We start from the raw sequence: 18,154 nt of genomic DNA, 5'->3' as shown, positions 1-18,154 counted from the left end.
CCTAACCACGCGAGCCCCCCAACAGCTGGTAAAGCACAGCCATACGCACCGCAACGCCGTTTGCTACCTGGTCCAACACAAGACACCGCGGATCGTCGGCAACGACATCCGCCAACTCGGCGCCCCTATTCATCGGGCCGGGATGCAGGACGATTGCCCTGTCGGTGAGCATCTCAAAGCGACGTTGTGTCAGACCGAACCGCCGCACGTACTCGGAGAGGCTCGGGAACACCGAAGCTCCGCCCCGCTCTGTCTGGATGCGCAGCAGGTACACGACGTCGAGGGAACCGAGCTGCGCATCGAGGTCGCTCGTGAGTGTCACCGGCCAGTCGGTGGCATCGACAGGGAGCAGCGTCGGTGGGGCGATGAGGGTCACGTCGGCACCGAGTGTCGAAAAAAGGAAACAGTTCGACCGTGCAACCCTGCTGTGGCGGATGTCGCCAATAATTCCGACATGGACTCCGTCGAGTGAGCCAAGCGCGTGACGGATGGTGAGCGCATCGAGGAGTGCTTGAGTTGGATGCTGGTGTGCACCATCGCCGCCGTTCACAACAGGCATGCCGGTCCACTCTGCAACCCGCCAAGGTGCGCCGATCGCTTTGTGGCGCACCACTGCAAGGTCAGCACCCATTGCTTGCACCGTCAGAACAGTGTCCTTGAGACTCTCACCTTTGGAGACGGACGAGGACGCGAGACTAAAGCTAAGCGTGTCCGCCGACAGCGCTTTGGCGGCTCTCTCGAAAGACATGCGAGTCCGAGTCGAGGGCTCGAAGAAAAGGGTTGCCACCGTCTTGCCTCGCAACGTAGGCACCTTTGGGATGGGTCTGGCAAGGACTTCGAGAAACCCATCGGCGTCATCCAACAAGCTTTCGGCGACATGCCGTTCCATCTCTTCAGTGGACAAGAGGTTCGCCAACATCCTTCAGCCCGTTTGCTCGATCAGAACGCCGTCGACCCCATCGACTTCGATCAGTTGCACGGTTACCTTCTGTGCCACCGAGGTGGGGAGGTTTCGACCGACGAAGTCTGCGCGGATCGGAAGTTCGCGGTGCCCCCGATCGATCAACACAGCGAGCTGCACTTTTGCGGGTCGCCCTAGGTCGGTAACAGCGTCGAGCGCGCACCTGATCGTGCGGCCCGTGTACAGCACGTCGTCGACGAGGACGACAACCTTGTCTTCCACCGATGTTGGGACATCGGTCGAGCCCACCCTGGGTGTCGGATGACGTCCAACGTCGTCTCGGTACAGCGTCACATCGAGAATGCCTACCGGGACATCGTGTCCTTCGATACTCTCAAGTATGTCCGCCAACCGCTCGGCGAGGGGCACGCCCCGCGTCGGAATCCCAAGTAGGACGAGGTTGCCGACACCCTTGTTGCGTTCGATGATCTCGTGAGCGATTCTGCGCAGGCCCCGCGAGATGTCGCTTGGCTCCATTACCTGGTGCATACAGCCCGCCCGGGGCGAGGAGTGCGTACCTGGGGCGCGCTCGGTAAGTGTGGCATATTCGAATCCGTCCTTTCCGGCCTCACAGGACCGGTCTTAAAGGGTGAACGCTGTGACGATACACCGCCCGGCGGAGACCTCATAAACCACACCGGCAACAACGTGTTATGCAGGGCGTTCGGTCTCGGCAAGCTTGGCGAGCACGCCGTTTACGAACCGCGAACTGCCCTCGGTGGAGAACTCCTTGGCGAGTTCAACGGCTTGCGACACAACAACCCCGACGGGCATATCGGTGTGTCGAAGTTCATACAGACCAAGCCTCAGCAGTGAAATGTCGACTATCGGCATACGATCGACCCGCCAGCCTTTGGCGGTATCCCCAATGGAGTCATCAAGCGCAGCACGCTGCTCCCACACACCTTCGACAAGCCGCGTCGCACGAGGCGACAGCCCCGACACCTCAGGATTTTCAAGGTGGCGCGCCTCGGCCTCGTACAACGCCTCAAGCGCTTGGTGGCGGGCGTCTGCCCGGGTCACGACACTCGGGTGATGTAGTCACCCGAACGGGTATCAACCTTCAACACGTCGCCGACGTCTATAAACAGCGGGGAGTGCACAACGAGGCCGGTCTCCAGCGTGACTGGCTTTGTCGCTCCCGACACGCGGTCGCCTTTGACACCGGGTTCGGTATAGGAAACCTCCAACTCGACTGTGAGAGGTAGGTCGACACCGATTGGCTGCCCGTTGTGAAAGGCAACCTGGATCGTTGATCCATCTTTGACATACGGAGCGGCATCGGCCATCAACGCTTCGCTGATCGACAACTGCTCGAACGTTTCGGCGTCCATGAAATTGAATCCGATTTCGTCTTTGTACAACAACGTCATGTCGCGCCTGTCAATCGTGGCGCGTTTTACGTTTTCGCCGGCTCTGAACGTCTTGTCTACCACTGCGCCGCTCTTGAGGTTCCGCAGTTTCATCCGGACAAACGCTTTCCCCTTGCCCGGCTTCACATGCTGGGTCTCGATGACCTGACACAGCCCATCAGACGTCTCGAGCGCATACCCAGGGCGCACATCGTTCGTAGAAATCATGTGAGGTGGAACTCCTTGTTTGAGAGGGTGAGGTTCGTGCACCCATCAGAGGTCACAACAACAGTGTCCTCAATGCGGACGCCGCCGCGGCCAGGAAGATACACTCCCGGTTCGACCGTGAGTATATGGCCCTCCTGGAGAACGTCGTCACTGTCAGCCCTGATCCACGGTGCTTCGTGAATTTCGAGGCCGACACCATGACCGGTCGAATGAATGAAGTACTCAAGGTACCCGGCCGCATCTAGAACCTTGCGACACGCGGCGTCCACGTCTCCCGCCACTGCGCCGGGACGCACCGCGGCAACACCCGCTGCCTGAGACTCTCGGACTGCTTCGTATACCCCCTCCATGTCGCCGTCCCGTCCAGGGCCGCGCCACACTGTTCGAGACATGTCACTGTGGTAACCATCAACCTCGCACCCGTAGTCGAGCAACAGCAAGCCGTCGACAATGTCGCCACTACCCGAACGATGGTGAGGCACCGAGGCGTTGGAGCCGATAGCGACTATCGGCTCCCAACCGGCCGCAGTACCGCCCGCTGCACGCATCGCATCAATCAGCGCCCAACCGAGTTCAGCCTCCGTTGTGACCGAGTTGGCCATCGAATCGAGTTCCTCGAACGCGGCGTCACCTGCAGCACACGCCGCTCGCACGGCGTTGACCTCCGCTGCGGCCTTAACCATGCGGAGCTCTTCCACAATGCCCACCGTCGGGTGCAGCTCGGCATGCGCAACCTTGGCGAGGGACCGCTGTGCGTCCCACGTTATGTGGGCCGCCTCTACGTCAACATCGTTCGCCGGGCCAAGTGCTGCGGCGATCGTGGCATTCATCCCGGTGGTGTACACAACGAGTTCAGCATCAGGAATGGCGGCAACGAGTGGCTCGGCTGCTTCCCCGTATCGACCGTCCGTGATGAAGACAAACGAGTCGGGTGCCGCAACAACGAACCCGTTTGAACCTGCAAAGCCAGTGAGGTAGCGAATATTGGCCGGCGAGGTGATCAGGAGTGGCCGTGTCAGAGTCTCGCGCAACCGGGCGACACGTGAAGCGTGGTTCATATGTTCCTCGTACAGTCCGTGGTCAGTTGGCAATGCCAATCGCCGACAGTGCCGCGTGTACGGTAGCGTCATCGACGGAAGCCATCCTGCACTCTCCGATGCGGGTAAGCAACGCCATCCTGAACCCGCTGCGGTCCCGTTTCTTGTCCAGTTGCATCTGGCGGAGCACGTCGGACCTACCCAAATCGCGATCAACGGACACCGGTAATCCGAGTGCAGCGATCAACGAGACGACACGGTCCTCCTCAGCGAAGTCAAGGGCGACAGTCGAAGCACGGGCGGCCGCCACCATCCCTACCGCGACGGCGTGCCCGTGAGACAAGCCCAACAGCGTCTCGACGGCGTGTCCGACGGTGTGTCCGAAATTGAGTATTCCGCGCACACCCGTTTCGCGAAAATCGGCTGACACCACGGACGTCTTGACCGCAACTGCACGTTTGATCACCGAGAGAACATCTGCTTCGAGTCCAAAGGTCTCGTACAAAACAACCAGCTCAGGATCGGCGATGAAGCCTGCTTTCACAGCCTCCGCAGTGCCCTCTCGCAGTATGTCTCTTGGCAAATCAAGCATCACGCCGGCGCTGATCACGACGCGTTCGGGATGATGGAACACACCGACAAGGTTCTTACCGCCGACGTTGACAGCGGTCTTGCCGCCGATTGCGGCATCCACGGCCCCGAGCATGGTCGTAGGCACAAGCACGCACCGTATGCCACGAAGATACGTCGCGGCTACAAACCCAGCGAGGTCCGTTGTTGACCCGCCACCGATGCCAACGACCGTGTCGTCACGGGTCATGCCGAGTTCGTTGAGCTTGAGATAGCACATCTCAGCAACGGTCAGAGTCTTGGCAGCGTCGCGATCGGGGACATCAATGACCACCACCGTTGCGCCGCGGTTTGTAAGGTTCGCCACGATCGAGTCGACGATGTCAGCGACTCGTGGCTGCGCAATGACGCCAACACGCTGACCCACCAGATCACCCGGAAGAACCCACATGCCGATGGTTTCGATGTCTTCGTCATCGAGCACGGTGATAGTCGAGGTGGTCGCCCCGCGCTCGTCAGTGACTACAAAGTCAGCCACAGCGCCTCCAATCTGTCAACGACGCGGGACATATCGTCACCTACGGTCTCAAGCGTCAGGTGTGCCGCCGCCGCGTACGCGGTGCGCCGTATCTCAAGAAGCGTCCCAATTTGTGCAACGGTAACGCCCTCTGCAAGCAAAGGCCGTGCGGACGCAGCTCCGACCCTGGCACCGAGGACATCCGGTGGCGCGCTCAACCACACCACGGTGCCGGAAGCTCTCATGGTCGTGATGTTCCTGCCGGAAGTGACTGCACCTCCCCCGGTTGCGATAATCGGGATATCGGACACCGCCAGTTCAGCCAGTACAGCCTCTTCGACGGCGCGGAACCCAGACTCACCCTCCGCTTCGAAGATCTCGGTGATCGACAACCCTGCACGCTCCACGATGAGCGCGTCGCTGTCCGCCCATTTCTCGTCAAGACGATCGGCAAGCGCAAAAGCGACCGACGTCTTTCCCGCCCCCATCATCCCCACCAGCCAGATGCGCCTGGTCATCGCGAGGAGGCTGTCGGCCACGGGTTGCGCACGACCATCACCAAGCCTCAACACGCGCGCGGTAGTGGTCCACAGCGGCGACGAAGTCGCCGACTGTTGAGCCGCCAAACATGCGCTGCATCTCCTGGGCAACAGTGATAGCAACCATCTGTTCGGCGACAATCCCGGCCGCCGGCACAGCTACGACATCGCTGCGTTCTCTGAACGCCTTCTCGGCCTGCTTCGTCACGACGTTGACGGTGTCGAGGGGGCGCATAACTGTGGATATTGGTTTCATTGCCGCTCTGACCCTCAGCACACCGCCAATCGACATGCCACCCTCGATACCACCAGCGCGATTCGTCTGTCTTGTGAACTGCCCATCGACACGGTAGATCTCGTCGTGAGCTTGTGACCCCCGCCGCGCCGCGGTTGCGAACCCATCGCCGACCTCGACTGCTTTTATTGCCTGAATCGACATGAGGGCTTCCCCGAGGCGGGCGTCAAGTCTGCGGTCACCGTGTACATGCGAGCCGATGCCGGGTAGAAGACCTTCGACCACAACCTCCACAACTCCACCGAGAGTGTCACGCTCGGCTTTGGCACTCTCGATCTCGGCGATCATCGCAGCCTCAGCATCGGCGTCGAACACTCGCACCGGTGATCCATCGATAGCATCGAGGTCGTGAAATGTCGGGGTTGGCGCATCCGAGATCACCGTGCCGATTGCGACCACGTGGCTGAACACGCTCACGCCCGCGGTGTGTAGCAGTTGTTTTGCGAGGTAGCCGACGACGGTGCGTGCGGCGGTTTCGCGGGCGGAGGCCCGTTCGAGGATATCGCGCGCATCGTGCGTGTCGTACTTCATCATGCCTACAAGATCAGCATGGCCGGGCCGCGGTGTGGTCAGTGGTTTTTTTGTCGCCCCCGGTGCCGGCGACATCTCGTCCATCCATTTCGGCCATTCAGTGTTGCGGATAAGAACGGCTACCGGCGAACCGAGTGTCTTTCCGAACCGGACTCCACCGAGGATCTCGAGTTCGTCTTTTTCAATCAGCATCCTCTGGCCGCGCCCGTAACCTAGGCGACGTCTGGCCAGTTCAGTGGAAATCCCCTCCGCAGTGACTTCTAAACCCGATGGCAATCCCTCCACAATGGCGACAAGGCCCGGTCCGTGCGATTCCCCTGCTGTCAAATAGCGAAACATGGCAGTGAGAGTAGGCCATCACGCCCCAATCAGGAATTTCCGTGTTTGACTGAGTCCGGTAGACATCACGATGAGAGGGCCGTGGCGGCAACCCTCTCATCTTGGGGCTCCGCCCAAGAGCGGAGAATCGTTTATTTCAGAATCTGTTGTCCAACAGAGAGCTCAAACGCGGTGTCCCCGAACATGAAGACGCCCGACGTCGCGGTGAGGCTGACCACTTTGTATGAACCGGCGAACGTGTCACCGACACCGACCTCATACGTCGTGCCATTCACTACGATCGTTGCCTGCAATTCCCCGCCGACCGTGTTGACTGCCTGCAACGTAATGATGTTCGCCGGGTTGAATGTCCCGCCGTCTCCCGACCCGCCGACGCCCGGAATCCCACCCCGAGAGCCAGGACCGACGAGAGGTCGAAACGGGTCACGAGGCTGCGAGAGTTGGAACGATCCCGAAACTACGTTCACCGGTTGCGCTTCTTGTGCCTGTGCCCGCGCAGCAGCAACAATCGGGCGCGAGGGGCTGTCCGAAGGCACAGTGACCGAACCGAGCACACCGGATGACACCATCATCCAACCGGCAAAGACCCCAGCCCCGAGCAAGACAGCCGTAGCAGTAAGAGCTGCCACGTAGCGATTACCGGACCTCATTCGCCGACCTCGTCTTCTGGTGGAGCGTTTCCGCTATCGTCTCCGCTGTCTTCACCAGCGGCAGGCTCTTCAACAACGATGAGCACGCCGGTCCGCGTAAAGAGACGCAGGCTTAACTCCGCGTTCAGCTCGGAGATTTCGGCTCGCTGGTTCACCGGAACGTCCGGCACTCCATCGACGTCTGCGTCGCCGGAATCCTGTGTAGCGCCGGGACTCAGAGAAATCGTGTCGGTCCGCACCAACCGGTCCATGGCTTCGATACCGTACAAAAAGCCGAGAACTTCGAAATACTGTCCCGTGACTGACAACGAAACGGCGACCTCGAACACCGGCGTTTCGACCTCCAAAGCTGTCTGCGCAGGTGGGGCAAGTGAGATTTCGCTGATACGCACTCCGGTGCTGTCTGCAAGCTGGTTGATGTCGGAGATGAAGGTGGCGTGGTCGGGTTCGACAGGAATCGAAGACTGCATGGCACCGATGGCAAACTGGTACGACACCTCGTTCGCTTTGATTTCGCGAAGCTGAGCCAGTCGGGTCTGCAGGGTGAAGGCCCGGTCTTCTTCTGTTTGCAATTCTTGATTTGCGGTGTCGACATCGCTGTTCTGCGGGCCAATGACGAACGTCCACCACAGCAACGTCACAAAGAGAAAGCCAAGAACCCCAAGTGCGACAGTGGAACGTTTCAAGAGTTCACCTCAGGGATACGGTCTTCTCGTCGCCCGGCATCCGCAGCTTCCGTGAGCGCCGTTTGGCTGACGTAGTTGAGTATCTCGATTTCACCTAGGAGCGCAGTGGAGATGGTCGACACCCAGGTACCGTCGACAGCGGGGAAGGTGTCAGCGTCCAGCGCCCTCAGCCACGCAGAAACGTCAGGGAAGTCGAACGCCACTCCGTTCATCTGGATCGAACCGAGGCCCGGCGTGGTTGCCGCGACGTTGGCTGTGCCGTTGAAGCTCGTCAGCCAGGTTCTGTCGGGCATCACTCTCGACAGATCGTTCAGTACCCTGCCCCATGAAACATCGCGAGCCAGGATTGTCTCGAGTGTTGCCCTTTGAACGGTGTACTCGCCGAACAGATCATCCATCGGCGCCAAGACAGCTATCTCGGACTCGGTGCTGGAGTTCAACTGGATTTGCGCGTCTCTGCGGTCCTCTATTTCCCCGACTCGACCCCCAAGGACCGATGTGACCAGCCCAAGGAACCCGAGGTACGCAACTGTGAGCAAAATCAATAACGCGCGCTTTCGCTGACCCTTCTGCTTTTGCAGCGACTCTGGGGGTAGCAGATTGATCGCCCGCATTACAACTCCCCCCACAAACTAAGACCAATGGCTGTCGGTAACACCGGCTGCGCATCCTGCATTTCTTCGTCCGAAAGGCCAACACGGCCAACGTTCACGAGGTCCAGAATCCGTGCCGGTTCGAGCGGTATGCCCAAAGCGGCTGCCAGCCGGTTGGCGAGGTGGGGCATGCGGGCACCGTTGCCGGCTACAACGAGGCGGACAACCTCTTCGTTGTTGTTCTGTGACCGGAAAAAGTTCACCGACCCGCGAACCTCCTCAATGAGTTGGTCACCGGTCCGTGTCAGGATCTGGCGGGCATTGGAGTCCTCATCTTCGGTGCCCGGCTCTTCGTCGGGGTCGACACCTACACGCATTTTGGTTTCGCGAGCGAGTTCGGTGTCCACGCTCATTGCCTCTTCAAGGACCTTTGTAAACTCGTCACCACCACGCGGCAGAAGACGGACAAACCGTGCCGAGCCTCCTTTGGCGATAACAACTTGAGTGACCGTTGCGCCTATGTCGACGATCAACTGGAGAGGGTTGTCAACGGCGGGTGCCATGCCGTACACGGCCCGCACGAGTCCGAAGCTCTGCAAGTCAATGGCTTTTGGGGTGATCTTCGCTACCGCGAGGACCCGCATGAGGGTGTCGACCACCTCGCGGTGTACTGCAACGACAAGTATCGACATCATCGGCTCACCCGACGGTGTTACAAAGTCTTCCAACGGTACGAAGTCAAGAACTGCCTCATCGACCGCCATCGGAATCGAGTCTTGAACTTGGAACGGCAGCGCCTCTGCGAGTTCTGATTCTTCCATTTGGGGCAGATCGACCTGGCGAACCACAAGGCGTTGGTTGGCGGTACCAACAACGACTCCCTTGCGTGGCAACTTGTGTCGCTTCCACAGCGCCGCGATCACCTCGCCCACTGCTCCCTCGTCGAGGATGTCACCGGCGACCACCGCACCGGACGGAAGCGGCATTTCCACGAAGCGCCGCAGGGTGCGTTTGGATTTCGATGTGTCGAGAACTGCGACCCGGACGGCTTCGCCGCCTATATCCAGACCGATTGAGACAGCCATCTCTTCTCCACGTTGACGATACCACCTCCGGTAGCCGTCCGGGCCCAGAGTTGAGGACTAACTACCCATCCGCAGCGAGCATAGACAGCGCGCCACCCAGGCCACAAACCGAACCCGATTGCAGCGCAATATCGCGGTCACGCGAGGTACCAATCGAGAATTTGATCACCCCAGGCAATCGCAAGATAGGCCCCGAACACGAGGTACGGACCAAACGGAATCGCATCTTTACGACCCTTGATGCCGGTGACGAGCAGCAGCATTGAGAACACACCCCCGGCGAGGAACGCAAAGAAGAAAGCAACCACAACCTGACCCCAGCCCAAGTACCCGGTGAACAGCCCAAGCAAAATCGCAAGTTTGACATCGCCGAATCCGAACCCCCCTGTAGGTGCAGCCAGTGCAACGACCAGTAGCACGATGAAATACGCGGCACCACCAAGCATCGCCCGGCCAACATCGGTCGCTCCACCATCGGCAATTCCACCTGCGACGAGCAGCACCATCCCGACAACGATGCCCGGATACAGTATGCGGTTCGGGATCAGCTTGTGGTCAATGTCGGTGAGAATCAGAACGATCGTCACGCTGACAAACCACAAAAACGCCGGGAGAACCCATTCGAGCCCCACGACAGCCGTAGTGATCGTGAATGCCGCAGCCGTAGCGGCTTCGACGAACAGGTAGCGCGGAGAGATCTTGTCCCCACACGCCCGGCATTTACCCTTGAGCAACAACCAGGAAACGACCGGGATGTTGTCGCGAGGGGAAATCTCGACAGCACATACTGGACACGCCGAGCGAGGCCGTAACACCGATCGTTTGATAGGCACCCTGTAGGCGACCACGTTGAGAAACGACCCGACCGAGAGACCGAGGACGGCCATAAGCGTAAAGACAACGAATTCGTCTGACATCAAGAGAGATTTCTGGCTAGACGGCTACACCCTAACTGTCGGTGTGGTTTCGCCATGGCGTCCGCGCCGATGAAAAAGGGTGGGACGGCGGTGCCGTCCCACCCTTTTTCAAATAGGTATCGAGTTGTCTATGCGGCCGGGAATTTACCTGTCTGCCAGCCGGTAGGCGTGCCGGCGCCAGTAGCTGTTGGGCAGGTCAATGTCGTACCCGACGCTGTGGCCCGATAGAACGTTCCACCGGAGGCTGTCGAATCCTCGAAGATTGCGAAACTGTTGCCAGAGTCGCTAATACGGATCAGACAGACACCAACAGGGCTCGCTGTGGTGACCAGGGTGACATCGACACCGACCAGGCCGGCCGAGTCAAGAGTGATCGACTGCTCGAACGATTGCAAGTCAGACGCCGTAGCGGTGAACGCCACGTTGTCGATGAAAAAGCCCTTCTCAGCAAGAAGCACGTTCCGAAGATCCACCTGAACCGAACGGTCCTGAGCACGACTCCGGAAACCTAGGAAGGACGGGATGGCAATAGCAACGAGAATTGCAATAATGAGCACTACGACCATCAGCTCGATGAGGGTGAAACCCTCTTCCTTGTTGAGACGCTCGCGCATCCAACGCATATGTGAACCTCCATGTAGACAATGGAATAACGGGCCGCCGGTTGCGGCTGCCTCACTGTCTCTATCGGAATAATCCGCACGAAAGTTGAGCGGTTTTGTCCAACCGGGGCCTGCCGAGTACACCCAGCGGGTCAATGCGGCCGACGGCGTGCGCCGCGCAGCAATTCATCCGGCACGGGCGCAGTCTCTATACGACGCTGGCGAGATTAAAGATCGGCAAATAGAGCGCAATGAGAATGCCACCAACGGTGACACCCATCACGATGATCAGCAAGGGCTCGATCAGGCTTGTCAGGGCGTTGACCATGTCGTCAACTTCGCGATCGTAGAAGTCCGACACCTTGGCGAGCATCTCGTCGAGGGCACCCGTCTCCTCGCCAACCGTCATCATCTGAACAACCATCGGTGGGAAGATATCGTGTCTGCTCAACGGCTCCGCCAGCGACTCGCCGTTGCGTACCGCGGCTTTCACGTCCTCGAGAGCGAGCGCCATTTTTCGATTACCGGACGTTGCCGCAACAATGTCAATGGCCTGCAGTATCGGGACGCCGGTGCGGCTCAGCACCGAAAACGTCCGTGCGAATCGTGAAAGCGATGTTTTGTGGGCGAGCTGACCGAACACCGGAAGTTTGAGCTTGACGGTGTCCCACATCAGTCGGCCCCGCTCCGTGCGCTTCCATTTGCGGAATCCGACGACGGTGCCGACGACACCCAGGATGATCGCCCACCAATAGCCGGTAACAATGTCGGAGAGAGCGACCAACGCAAGTGTCGGCGCAGGCAACGACGCACCGTTCCCCATCTCTTCAAACATAGTGGCGAAAATCGGCACGACAAACACGATCATGGCGGTCGTCACAAACAGAATCAGGATGCCGACAACGAGCGGATAAGCCATTGCGGCTTTGATCTTGGAGCGCAGGTTGAGATTCGCCTCGAGCATGTCAGCCAGACGTTCAAGCGTCTCGTCCAGGATGCCGCCGATCTCACCGGCCTTGATCATCGCGACGTACAGCTCGCCAAACACTTTAGGGTGCCGTTCCATTGCCTGAGACAACGAGGTCCCCTTTTCGACGTCCGAGCGCACTTGGCGTATGACGTCCGCAAGAGCCGCCGAAGTCGTCTGGTCGACGAGCACTGAGAGTGCCCGGATCAAGGACAAACCCGAGTTGACCATCGTTGCAAACTGACGAGAAAACAGCACCGTGTCCTTGGCGCGAACTCTGTTGCTAAGCCCCGGAATCTTGATTTCCATCTGTAACGCTGAGGACTTTTCCGCCTCAATTGAGATCGGAGTGAGTCCCTTCTCGCGCAGGGCCTTGGCGACCATCGTTTGGCTTTGCCCCTCGATTTTGCCAGTACGAAGTTGTCCTTGTTTGTCGCGTACCTTGTACGCAAACGTTGTCGCCATCACATAGCCCCTTTCATTATTGCGTCGAACACGTCAGCGTCCTGACATCTGTCACGGGCCAAAGCTTCGGTCACCTTGCCCTGTTTGACGAGCGCCACCAACGCTGCGTCCATTGTTTGCATCCCAAATCTTCCGCCGGCCTGCATTGCAGAGGTGATCTGGTGCACGTTGCCTTCGCGAATGAGGTTGCGGATGGCAGCAGTCGCAATCATCACCTCAATCGCCGCCACGCGGCCCTTGCCGTCGACCGTCTTGAGGAGTTGCTGGCTGAGCACCGCCTGGATCGAACTGGCAAGCTGGACGCGAACCTGCTGCTGCTGATACGGAGGAAACACGTCGATGATTCGTTCAATGGATTGCGGAGCATCTTGCGTGTGCAACGTCGCGAACACCAGGTGCCCAGTCTCGGCTGCCGTGATCGCCGTCGAAATCGTTTCAAGGTCACGTAGTTCACCAACCAGAATGACATCTGGATCCTGACGTAGGGCGTGCTTCAGCGCTGATGCGAAGCTCAGCGTGTCGGTGCCGACCTCCCGCTGGTTCACAATCGACATCTTGTGACGGTGCGTGAATTCGATCGGATCCTCGACGGTCACGATATGATCGGCGCGAGTCGAGTTGATGACGTCGATTATTGAAGCAAGAGTCGTGCTCTTACCTGATCCGGTCGGACCCGTAACCAGCACAAGACCACGTTGGTAGGTGGCGAACTCGTGGACAATCTCTGGCATACCAAGCTGCTTCAGAGTCATCACCTCGTTTGGTATGGCGCGCATCACGGACGCAACGGCGTCCCGCTGGAAGAACACGTTGACTCGAAACCGCCCGATTCCAGGTACCGGGTGTGATGCGTCAAGCTCTCGGGTCTCTTCAAGCTGCTCGCGCTGACGCCCGGTAAGAATCTCGTAGATCATCGACCGCAGCGGAGCCGGCTTCAACAGGCCAACCCCGTCCATCGGGTACAAGGAGCCATTTATCCGCATCTGTGGCGGTGAACCGGCTGTTAGATGTAGGTCCGATCCGCCGCGTTCTACGAGTTCGCGTAACAGATCGTTGACGTGCGGGTGATCTTCGGGCAGCGCTCCAAGGTCGCCATTGCTGGTTTTCTCGTCGGCGCCCGTCTGCAAACTAGCGCCCGCAGGTTCCGGTTCCCCGAGAGAGATCTCAACATTGAGACCGAGATATGCAGCCGGTATTGCGGTCTCTATGAGCTTGCGCGAAGCGAGGGCTACCGTCACGTCACGGCCCACCGCCTCACGAACCATATCCGCACGTTTCGTGTCGAGTGGGTCGTCCATTGCCACAACGAGCGCTCCTGCGGCTTCGATCTCAATCGGGAGGACCCGCAATTCGCGGGCAATCCGCTCGGGCAGCTTGCGCAGCGCACCGGGGTCCGGGTACACGTGATCAGGTCCCTCGAGGTCGATGAATCGGACCTTCAGCTTTTCTGCGACTGAAGCAAGAATGTCACGATCCGAAACGTCACCAGACGCGACGAGCAGCTGCGGGAGTGGCGTGCCGGACGACTCGACGGTGAGCAGTCGCTCCTCAAGTTTGTCGCGCGTCAGTAGACGGCGATCTACAAGTATCTCACCAAGTTGTCTATCGACAGTGTCCATGTCGTGACACGCTCCCTGCGTATGTCTCATGTCGTATCGGCAAGCTACGCAACAACCCTGAGTATCTCTTCGAACGAAGTCAGGCCCCGCGAAATCTTGCCGTATCCGTCATCGCGCAGAGTTCTCATACCTTCTCGAATCGCCGCACGTTTGATCACCTCGGCGGATGCTCGCTCCACGATGAGCCGTTGGATCTCTTCGTTGACGAGCATCACTTCGTTCAAACTGATGCGCCCCCGGAACCCGGTCATCGAACACGTCGCGCAACCCACTGCCTTGAAGGCCTCAGAACTTCCGTGGACTTCCTCATCCCATTCCACATCGGCAAGCATTGATTCGGTGACCGAATCGTCCGGCACTTTGCATTTCTCGCAAAGTAGGCGCGCAAGTCTTTGTGCCAATACACAGTCGACCGCCGAAGCCACAAGAAATGGTTCTACACCCATGTCGATGAGTCGGCCGATCGACGCCGGCGCGTCGTTCGTGTGCAGCGTTGACAGTACAAGGTGACCGGTCAACGCCGACTCGACAGCAATCGCCGCGGTCTCCCCGTCGCGAATTTCACCGATGAGAATGATGTCGGGGTCAGCGCGGAGAATCGACTTCAGCGCCGTCGCGAAGAGCAGCCCCGCCTTGCGATTTACCTGGATTTGCGTGATACCGGCGAGCCGGTACTCGACCGGATCCTCAACCGTGATGATGTTCACGGCATCGGTGTTTAATATGTCGAGGGTGGAATAGAGCGTCGTTGTCTTTCCCGATCCAGTCGGGCCAGTCACGAGGATCGTGCCATACGGTTTCTCGTATGCCTGTTTGAATCTGTCGAGGTTGTACTGCTCGAATCCAAGGTCGACAAGCGCGATGACTCCCGCAGACTTGTCCAAGATCCGCATCACGACCTTTTCTCCGTAGATAGAAGGAAGAGTTGACGTGCGCAGATCGATTGCTTTACCCGAGACGCGCAGCGCAATCCGTCCGTCCTGCGGTAGGCGTCGTTCAGCAATGTCGAGGTCGGACATGATCTTTACGCGCGATACAACCGCGTTTGCGATCGATCGCGGCGTCCGCATCACTTCATGGAGCACACCGTCGATACGGAATCTGATGCGAAGATCCTTTTCACCGGGCTCGATGTGAATGTCAGAAGCGCGCTCGTTAACAGCGCGAGATATCAGCGTATTCAGCAGTTTGACTACAGGTGCTTCCTCGGCAGCGAACTCAAGCCCGCCGAGGTCGATGTCGTCCTCTTCTTCAGCGGCGAGGTCGGCAAGGTCGGAGACAGATTCGTCAAAACTCGATTGTCTACGAATTGCGTCTTCAAGATCAGATCGTGTCGCCACTTTGGTGATGATGTCGAGTCCGGTGACAGCGCGGAGATCGTCGATGGCAAGCACGTTGGCAGGGTCGGCCATGGCACACACGAGCCTGCCGTCCTCGTAGCCGATTGGAAGCACCGTGTATCGGTCCTGGAGATACTCGGGCACCGTGGCAACAGCCGCAGGATCGATTTGGACCTCACTGAGATCGACGTACTCGATGCCGATCTGTCGGGCAAGCGTCCTGACCAGATCGGACTCAACGACGAATCCTTCTTCGACAAGGACGCGGCCTAACGGAACGCCGGACGCAATCTGCGTCTCGGCGGCCCGGTCAAGCTGTTCGCGGCTAAGAAGTCCCTCTTCCAGGAGCATCGTGCCTAAATGTCGAGCGTCGCTCGGCACCTTATTCTCTCCTCAGAACGGTGTCATTCCCACGCTCGCTAGAAGCGAACGTCTGAACGTTTGTCGGCAGCATCATCCGGGCGCTTGAGGACTTGCGCTAATGAGTCACGGGGTGTGACCCATGGTGGTTGGTCTCGTGGCTGCTAGACCACTGGAAGTGCCGCGGCCATGGCATCGAATCTGGGCTCCACCCCGGTCCAGATGCGAAAGGCCAGCAGCGCCTGATGGAGCAACATGTCGGTTCCGGAGGACACCGGTTTTCCGTTCAACAGACTGGTCCGTTCAGCATCGGTTGTGCCGTAGGCGTACACCATTTCAAACCACCCCGTCGCCGCTTCGACTACTGCGGGAGTGTGCTGTGTACCATTCATACCGATCGGCGTGGCATTGACAACTACGCCGGCTATCGGAGTCCCCCACGCCACAGCAACTCCTCTAGAACCGGTTTTGCGGATCACGGCGCGGGCAGCCTCCTCAGAGCGCGCAGCCACGACGATGTCGCGATCTTCAAGGGCAACGAGCGCGGCAGCCGCCGCGCTGCCCGCGCCCAGCACCAGAACACGACCATCAGCAGGAAGATGACGGTAGCGCCACGCCCCCACGATTCCCCCAACATCCGTGTTGTGTCCCACTAGTTCACCGTCGGCTGCAACGACAGTGTTAACAGCTCCGGTTCGTTCGGCGAGTTCCGAACGTCGGTCCATGTAGTCGAACGCAAGGCCTTTGAACGGCATCGTGACGTTGCATCCGTCGATTGACCCGCGCCGCAGGTCCTCGAGCACTTGTTTTGCGCCATCAACGTCGACTTCCCATGCGTCGTACGAACCTTCGATCGCAAGGTCCGCAAGGGCGGCCCGGTGCAAAGCCGGAGACAACGAGTGTTTTGCCGGGTTCCCCAATATTCCTAGCCTGAGTCTCTTCTGGGTCATGGCAACACTCCGTCCGCCCGAGCCTTTGCGACCTTGGCGTTGTGCCCTTCGAGCGTTTCCGAAAATCCGTGTTTCCCTTCAACGGAAACGAGCACGTAGTAGAAAAACTGCGTTTGCGCCGGGGACGCGGCAGCTTCGAGCGACGAGACGCGGACACCACCAATCGGGGTAGGCGGTAAACCCGCCACCCTGTACGTGTTCCATGGCGAGTCAATTTGAAGGTCCGATTCAAGAACGCGACCTGGATTTTCACCAAGCGCATAGATCACCGTCGCGTCGAGCTGCAACGCTATGCCGGCGTCGAGCCGGTTTGCTATCACACTGGATATCAGCGGGCGATCTTCCTCAAGCTTCGCCTCCTTTTCGATAAGGGATGCTATTACGAGACCCTCATATGGTGTGTACCCGGCGTCCTCGAGATCGGACCAGTCCTGCGCCTCAAGTCGACCTTCGAGGGTCGTGGCGAGAGTCTGCAGCACCTCGGCAGGTGGGCTGCCGACAACGAATTCGTACGTGTCTGGAGCAAGTAAACCTTCCCACGCGGTGAGCGGAGGTGTCCCATCCGGCAGGCTGTCAGGAAGGAACTCGGACGTGACGTCACCCGACACCAGCGCCGCCTCAAGAACGGCGACGGAGTGGCCTGACACCTCAGATATGGACGCGAGCATCTCTTCAATGCGGAGCCCCTCAATGACCGTGAGCTTGTACACCTCAGCCGCTGGCGGTCCCTCTGTCAGCAGGGCCACGACTTCTTCGTAGCTGGAGCCGGCAGGCATCGTGTAGGTGCCCGCTCGCAACTGGTTCGCAACACCCGTCTCGATGACCTCTTTCTCGAACGTTCGCGAATTGATAATCACGCCACGGTCGCGAAGAATGCTCGCGATCGAGCGCGCCGACGCACCATCTGGGATCGTGAATTCGATAATCGTGCCGAAGGCCACCTCCGAATCGCTCGCACTAACTCCGACAGAGTCGGCGAAGTCTTCAACGATGCCCCGAATGATCCCCCACCCGATCACACCAAGGCTCAGGATCGCGACAACGCCAACGATCCGTAAAACCCAGGGCAACCACCACGGTTGCGCATCTGGAGGATCGGGCTGGTGCTCAGCCACGTAGAACTGTTCGTTCATTCGTCACGTCGATTCGGTCGATCAAGGTACGTCTGCAGGATGAAACTAGCGGCAACCTTGTCGATCACGGCCCTGCGGTCACGGCGCCTGACGTTCCCCTCAAGAAGCACTCTCTCGGCCTCTTTCGTGGTGAAGCGCTCGTCGACGAGTTCGACCGGCAACCCGGTTGCGTCGCGGACGCGCTGCGCGATCCGTTCAGCCCGTTCGGATGCTGCACCATCGTGTCCCGAAAGAGACGTCGGACGGCCAACGACGACCTTCACAACGTCGTGCTCAGCACAGATTGCCCGAATGGCCTCGACGAATCCGCGCTGCTTTGTATCAATAACGTCATACGGTGACGCGATGATACCGGTAGGGTCGGATAACGCGATGCCCATGCGGCGCTCCCCCGGGTCAATCGCCAGGATCCGACCGC

General features: G+C 59.1%; 20 protein-coding genes. All 20 read right to left on the bottom strand.

Annotated features, from left to right (window positions below; all coding sequences use genetic code 11):
• Position 1 precedes the first annotated feature (1 nt).
• A complete protein-coding gene (locus tag IIC71_00415; GenBank protein MCH7667656.1) occupies positions 2 to 919 on the bottom strand; it encodes an aspartate carbamoyltransferase catalytic subunit in 918 nt (305 codons plus the stop codon).
• 3 nt (positions 920 to 922) lie between these two features.
• Positions 923 to 1,450 carry a bifunctional pyr operon transcriptional regulator/uracil phosphoribosyltransferase PyrR gene (gene pyrR, locus IIC71_00410; protein ID MCH7667655.1) on the bottom strand — a complete coding sequence of 176 codons (528 nt, stop codon included), beginning with the start codon at positions 1,448 to 1,450 and terminating at the stop codon, positions 923 to 925.
• Between the two features lie 162 nt (positions 1,451 to 1,612).
• On the bottom strand, positions 1,613 to 1,984 hold the full coding sequence (gene nusB, locus IIC71_00405; GenBank protein MCH7667654.1) for a transcription antitermination factor NusB: 372 nt from the start codon (positions 1,982 to 1,984) through the stop codon (positions 1,613 to 1,615).
• Positions 1,981 to 2,541, bottom strand: coding sequence for an elongation factor P (gene efp, locus IIC71_00400; protein ID MCH7667653.1), 561 nt, complete (start codon positions 2,539 to 2,541; stop codon positions 1,981 to 1,983). Before efp ends, nusB begins: the two co-directional genes overlap by 4 nt.
• Entirely contained in the window at positions 2,538 to 3,599 is a 1,062-nt protein-coding gene (locus IIC71_00395; GenBank protein ID MCH7667652.1) for an aminopeptidase P family protein, read from the bottom strand. Before IIC71_00395 ends, efp begins: the two co-directional genes overlap by 4 nt.
• A gap of 22 nt (positions 3,600 to 3,621) precedes the next feature.
• Positions 3,622 to 4,686, bottom strand: coding sequence for a 3-dehydroquinate synthase (locus IIC71_00390; protein MCH7667651.1), 1,065 nt, complete (start codon positions 4,684 to 4,686; stop codon positions 3,622 to 3,624).
• Entirely contained in the window at positions 4,671 to 5,183 is a 513-nt protein-coding gene (locus tag IIC71_00385; protein MCH7667650.1) for a shikimate kinase, read from the bottom strand. Before IIC71_00385 ends, IIC71_00390 begins: the two co-directional genes overlap by 16 nt.
• A 37-nt stretch (positions 5,184 to 5,220) precedes the next feature.
• The gene (gene aroC, locus IIC71_00380; GenBank protein MCH7667649.1) at positions 5,221 to 6,369 is read right to left on the bottom strand and encodes a chorismate synthase; all 1,149 of its coding nucleotides are present in this window, start codon (positions 6,367 to 6,369) and stop codon (positions 5,221 to 5,223) included.
• A 131-nt stretch (positions 6,370 to 6,500) separates the two neighbouring features.
• Positions 6,501 to 7,019 (bottom strand): hypothetical protein, encoded by a 519-nt coding sequence (locus tag IIC71_00375; GenBank protein ID MCH7667648.1) that lies wholly within the window; start codon positions 7,017 to 7,019, stop codon positions 6,501 to 6,503.
• Positions 7,016 to 7,705: a type 4a pilus biogenesis protein PilO gene (gene pilO, locus IIC71_00370; GenBank protein ID MCH7667647.1), complete on the bottom strand. Its 690-nt coding sequence runs from the start codon at positions 7,703 to 7,705 to the stop codon at positions 7,016 to 7,018. Before pilO ends, IIC71_00375 begins: the two co-directional genes overlap by 4 nt.
• Positions 7,702 to 8,319, bottom strand: a complete 618-nt coding sequence (locus tag IIC71_00365; GenBank protein MCH7667646.1) for a PilN domain-containing protein — start codon at positions 8,317 to 8,319, stop codon at positions 7,702 to 7,704. The genes pilO and IIC71_00365 overlap by 4 nt, the downstream gene beginning before the upstream one ends.
• Entirely contained in the window at positions 8,319 to 9,383 is a 1,065-nt protein-coding gene (pilM, locus tag IIC71_00360) for a type IV pilus assembly protein PilM (protein ID MCH7667645.1), read from the bottom strand. Before pilM ends, IIC71_00365 begins: the two co-directional genes overlap by 1 nt.
• 137 nt (positions 9,384 to 9,520) lie before the next feature.
• Positions 9,521 to 10,300, bottom strand: coding sequence for a prepilin peptidase (locus tag IIC71_00355; GenBank protein MCH7667644.1), 780 nt, complete (start codon positions 10,298 to 10,300; stop codon positions 9,521 to 9,523).
• Between the two features lie 128 nt (positions 10,301 to 10,428).
• Positions 10,429 to 10,923 (bottom strand): prepilin-type N-terminal cleavage/methylation domain-containing protein, encoded by a 495-nt coding sequence (locus IIC71_00350; protein ID MCH7667643.1) that lies wholly within the window; start codon positions 10,921 to 10,923, stop codon positions 10,429 to 10,431.
• 187 nt (positions 10,924 to 11,110) lie between these two features.
• Positions 11,111 to 12,334, bottom strand: a complete 1,224-nt coding sequence (locus tag IIC71_00345; GenBank protein MCH7667642.1) for a type II secretion system F family protein — start codon at positions 12,332 to 12,334, stop codon at positions 11,111 to 11,113.
• Positions 12,334 to 13,599 carry a type IV pilus twitching motility protein PilT gene (locus tag IIC71_00340; GenBank protein ID MCH7667641.1) on the bottom strand — a complete coding sequence of 422 codons (1,266 nt, stop codon included), beginning with the start codon at positions 13,597 to 13,599 and terminating at the stop codon, positions 12,334 to 12,336. The genes IIC71_00345 and IIC71_00340 overlap by 1 nt, the downstream gene beginning before the upstream one ends.
• Before the next feature lie 398 nt (positions 13,600 to 13,997).
• A complete protein-coding gene (tadA, locus tag IIC71_00335) occupies positions 13,998 to 15,644 on the bottom strand; it encodes a Flp pilus assembly complex ATPase component TadA (protein ID MCH7667640.1) in 1,647 nt (548 codons plus the stop codon).
• Positions 15,645 to 15,817: 173 nt separating this feature from the next.
• Positions 15,818 to 16,603: a hypothetical protein gene (locus IIC71_00330; protein ID MCH7667639.1), complete on the bottom strand. Its 786-nt coding sequence runs from the start codon at positions 16,601 to 16,603 to the stop codon at positions 15,818 to 15,820.
• Complete coding sequence (mltG, locus tag IIC71_00325; GenBank protein ID MCH7667638.1) at positions 16,600 to 17,736, bottom strand: endolytic transglycosylase MltG; 1,137 nt, start codon at positions 17,734 to 17,736, stop codon at positions 16,600 to 16,602. Before mltG ends, IIC71_00330 begins: the two co-directional genes overlap by 4 nt.
• Complete coding sequence (ruvX, locus tag IIC71_00320; GenBank protein MCH7667637.1) at positions 17,733 to 18,116, bottom strand: Holliday junction resolvase RuvX; 384 nt, start codon at positions 18,114 to 18,116, stop codon at positions 17,733 to 17,735. The genes mltG and ruvX overlap by 4 nt, the downstream gene beginning before the upstream one ends.
• Positions 18,117 to 18,154 lie beyond the last annotated feature (38 nt).

Source organism: Acidobacteriota bacterium, from assembly GCA_022562055.1.
Classification (GTDB): Bacteria; Actinomycetota; Acidimicrobiia; order Spongiisociales; family UBA5794; genus BMS3BBIN02.
This window is presented reverse-complemented; position numbering and strand designations above follow the sequence as displayed.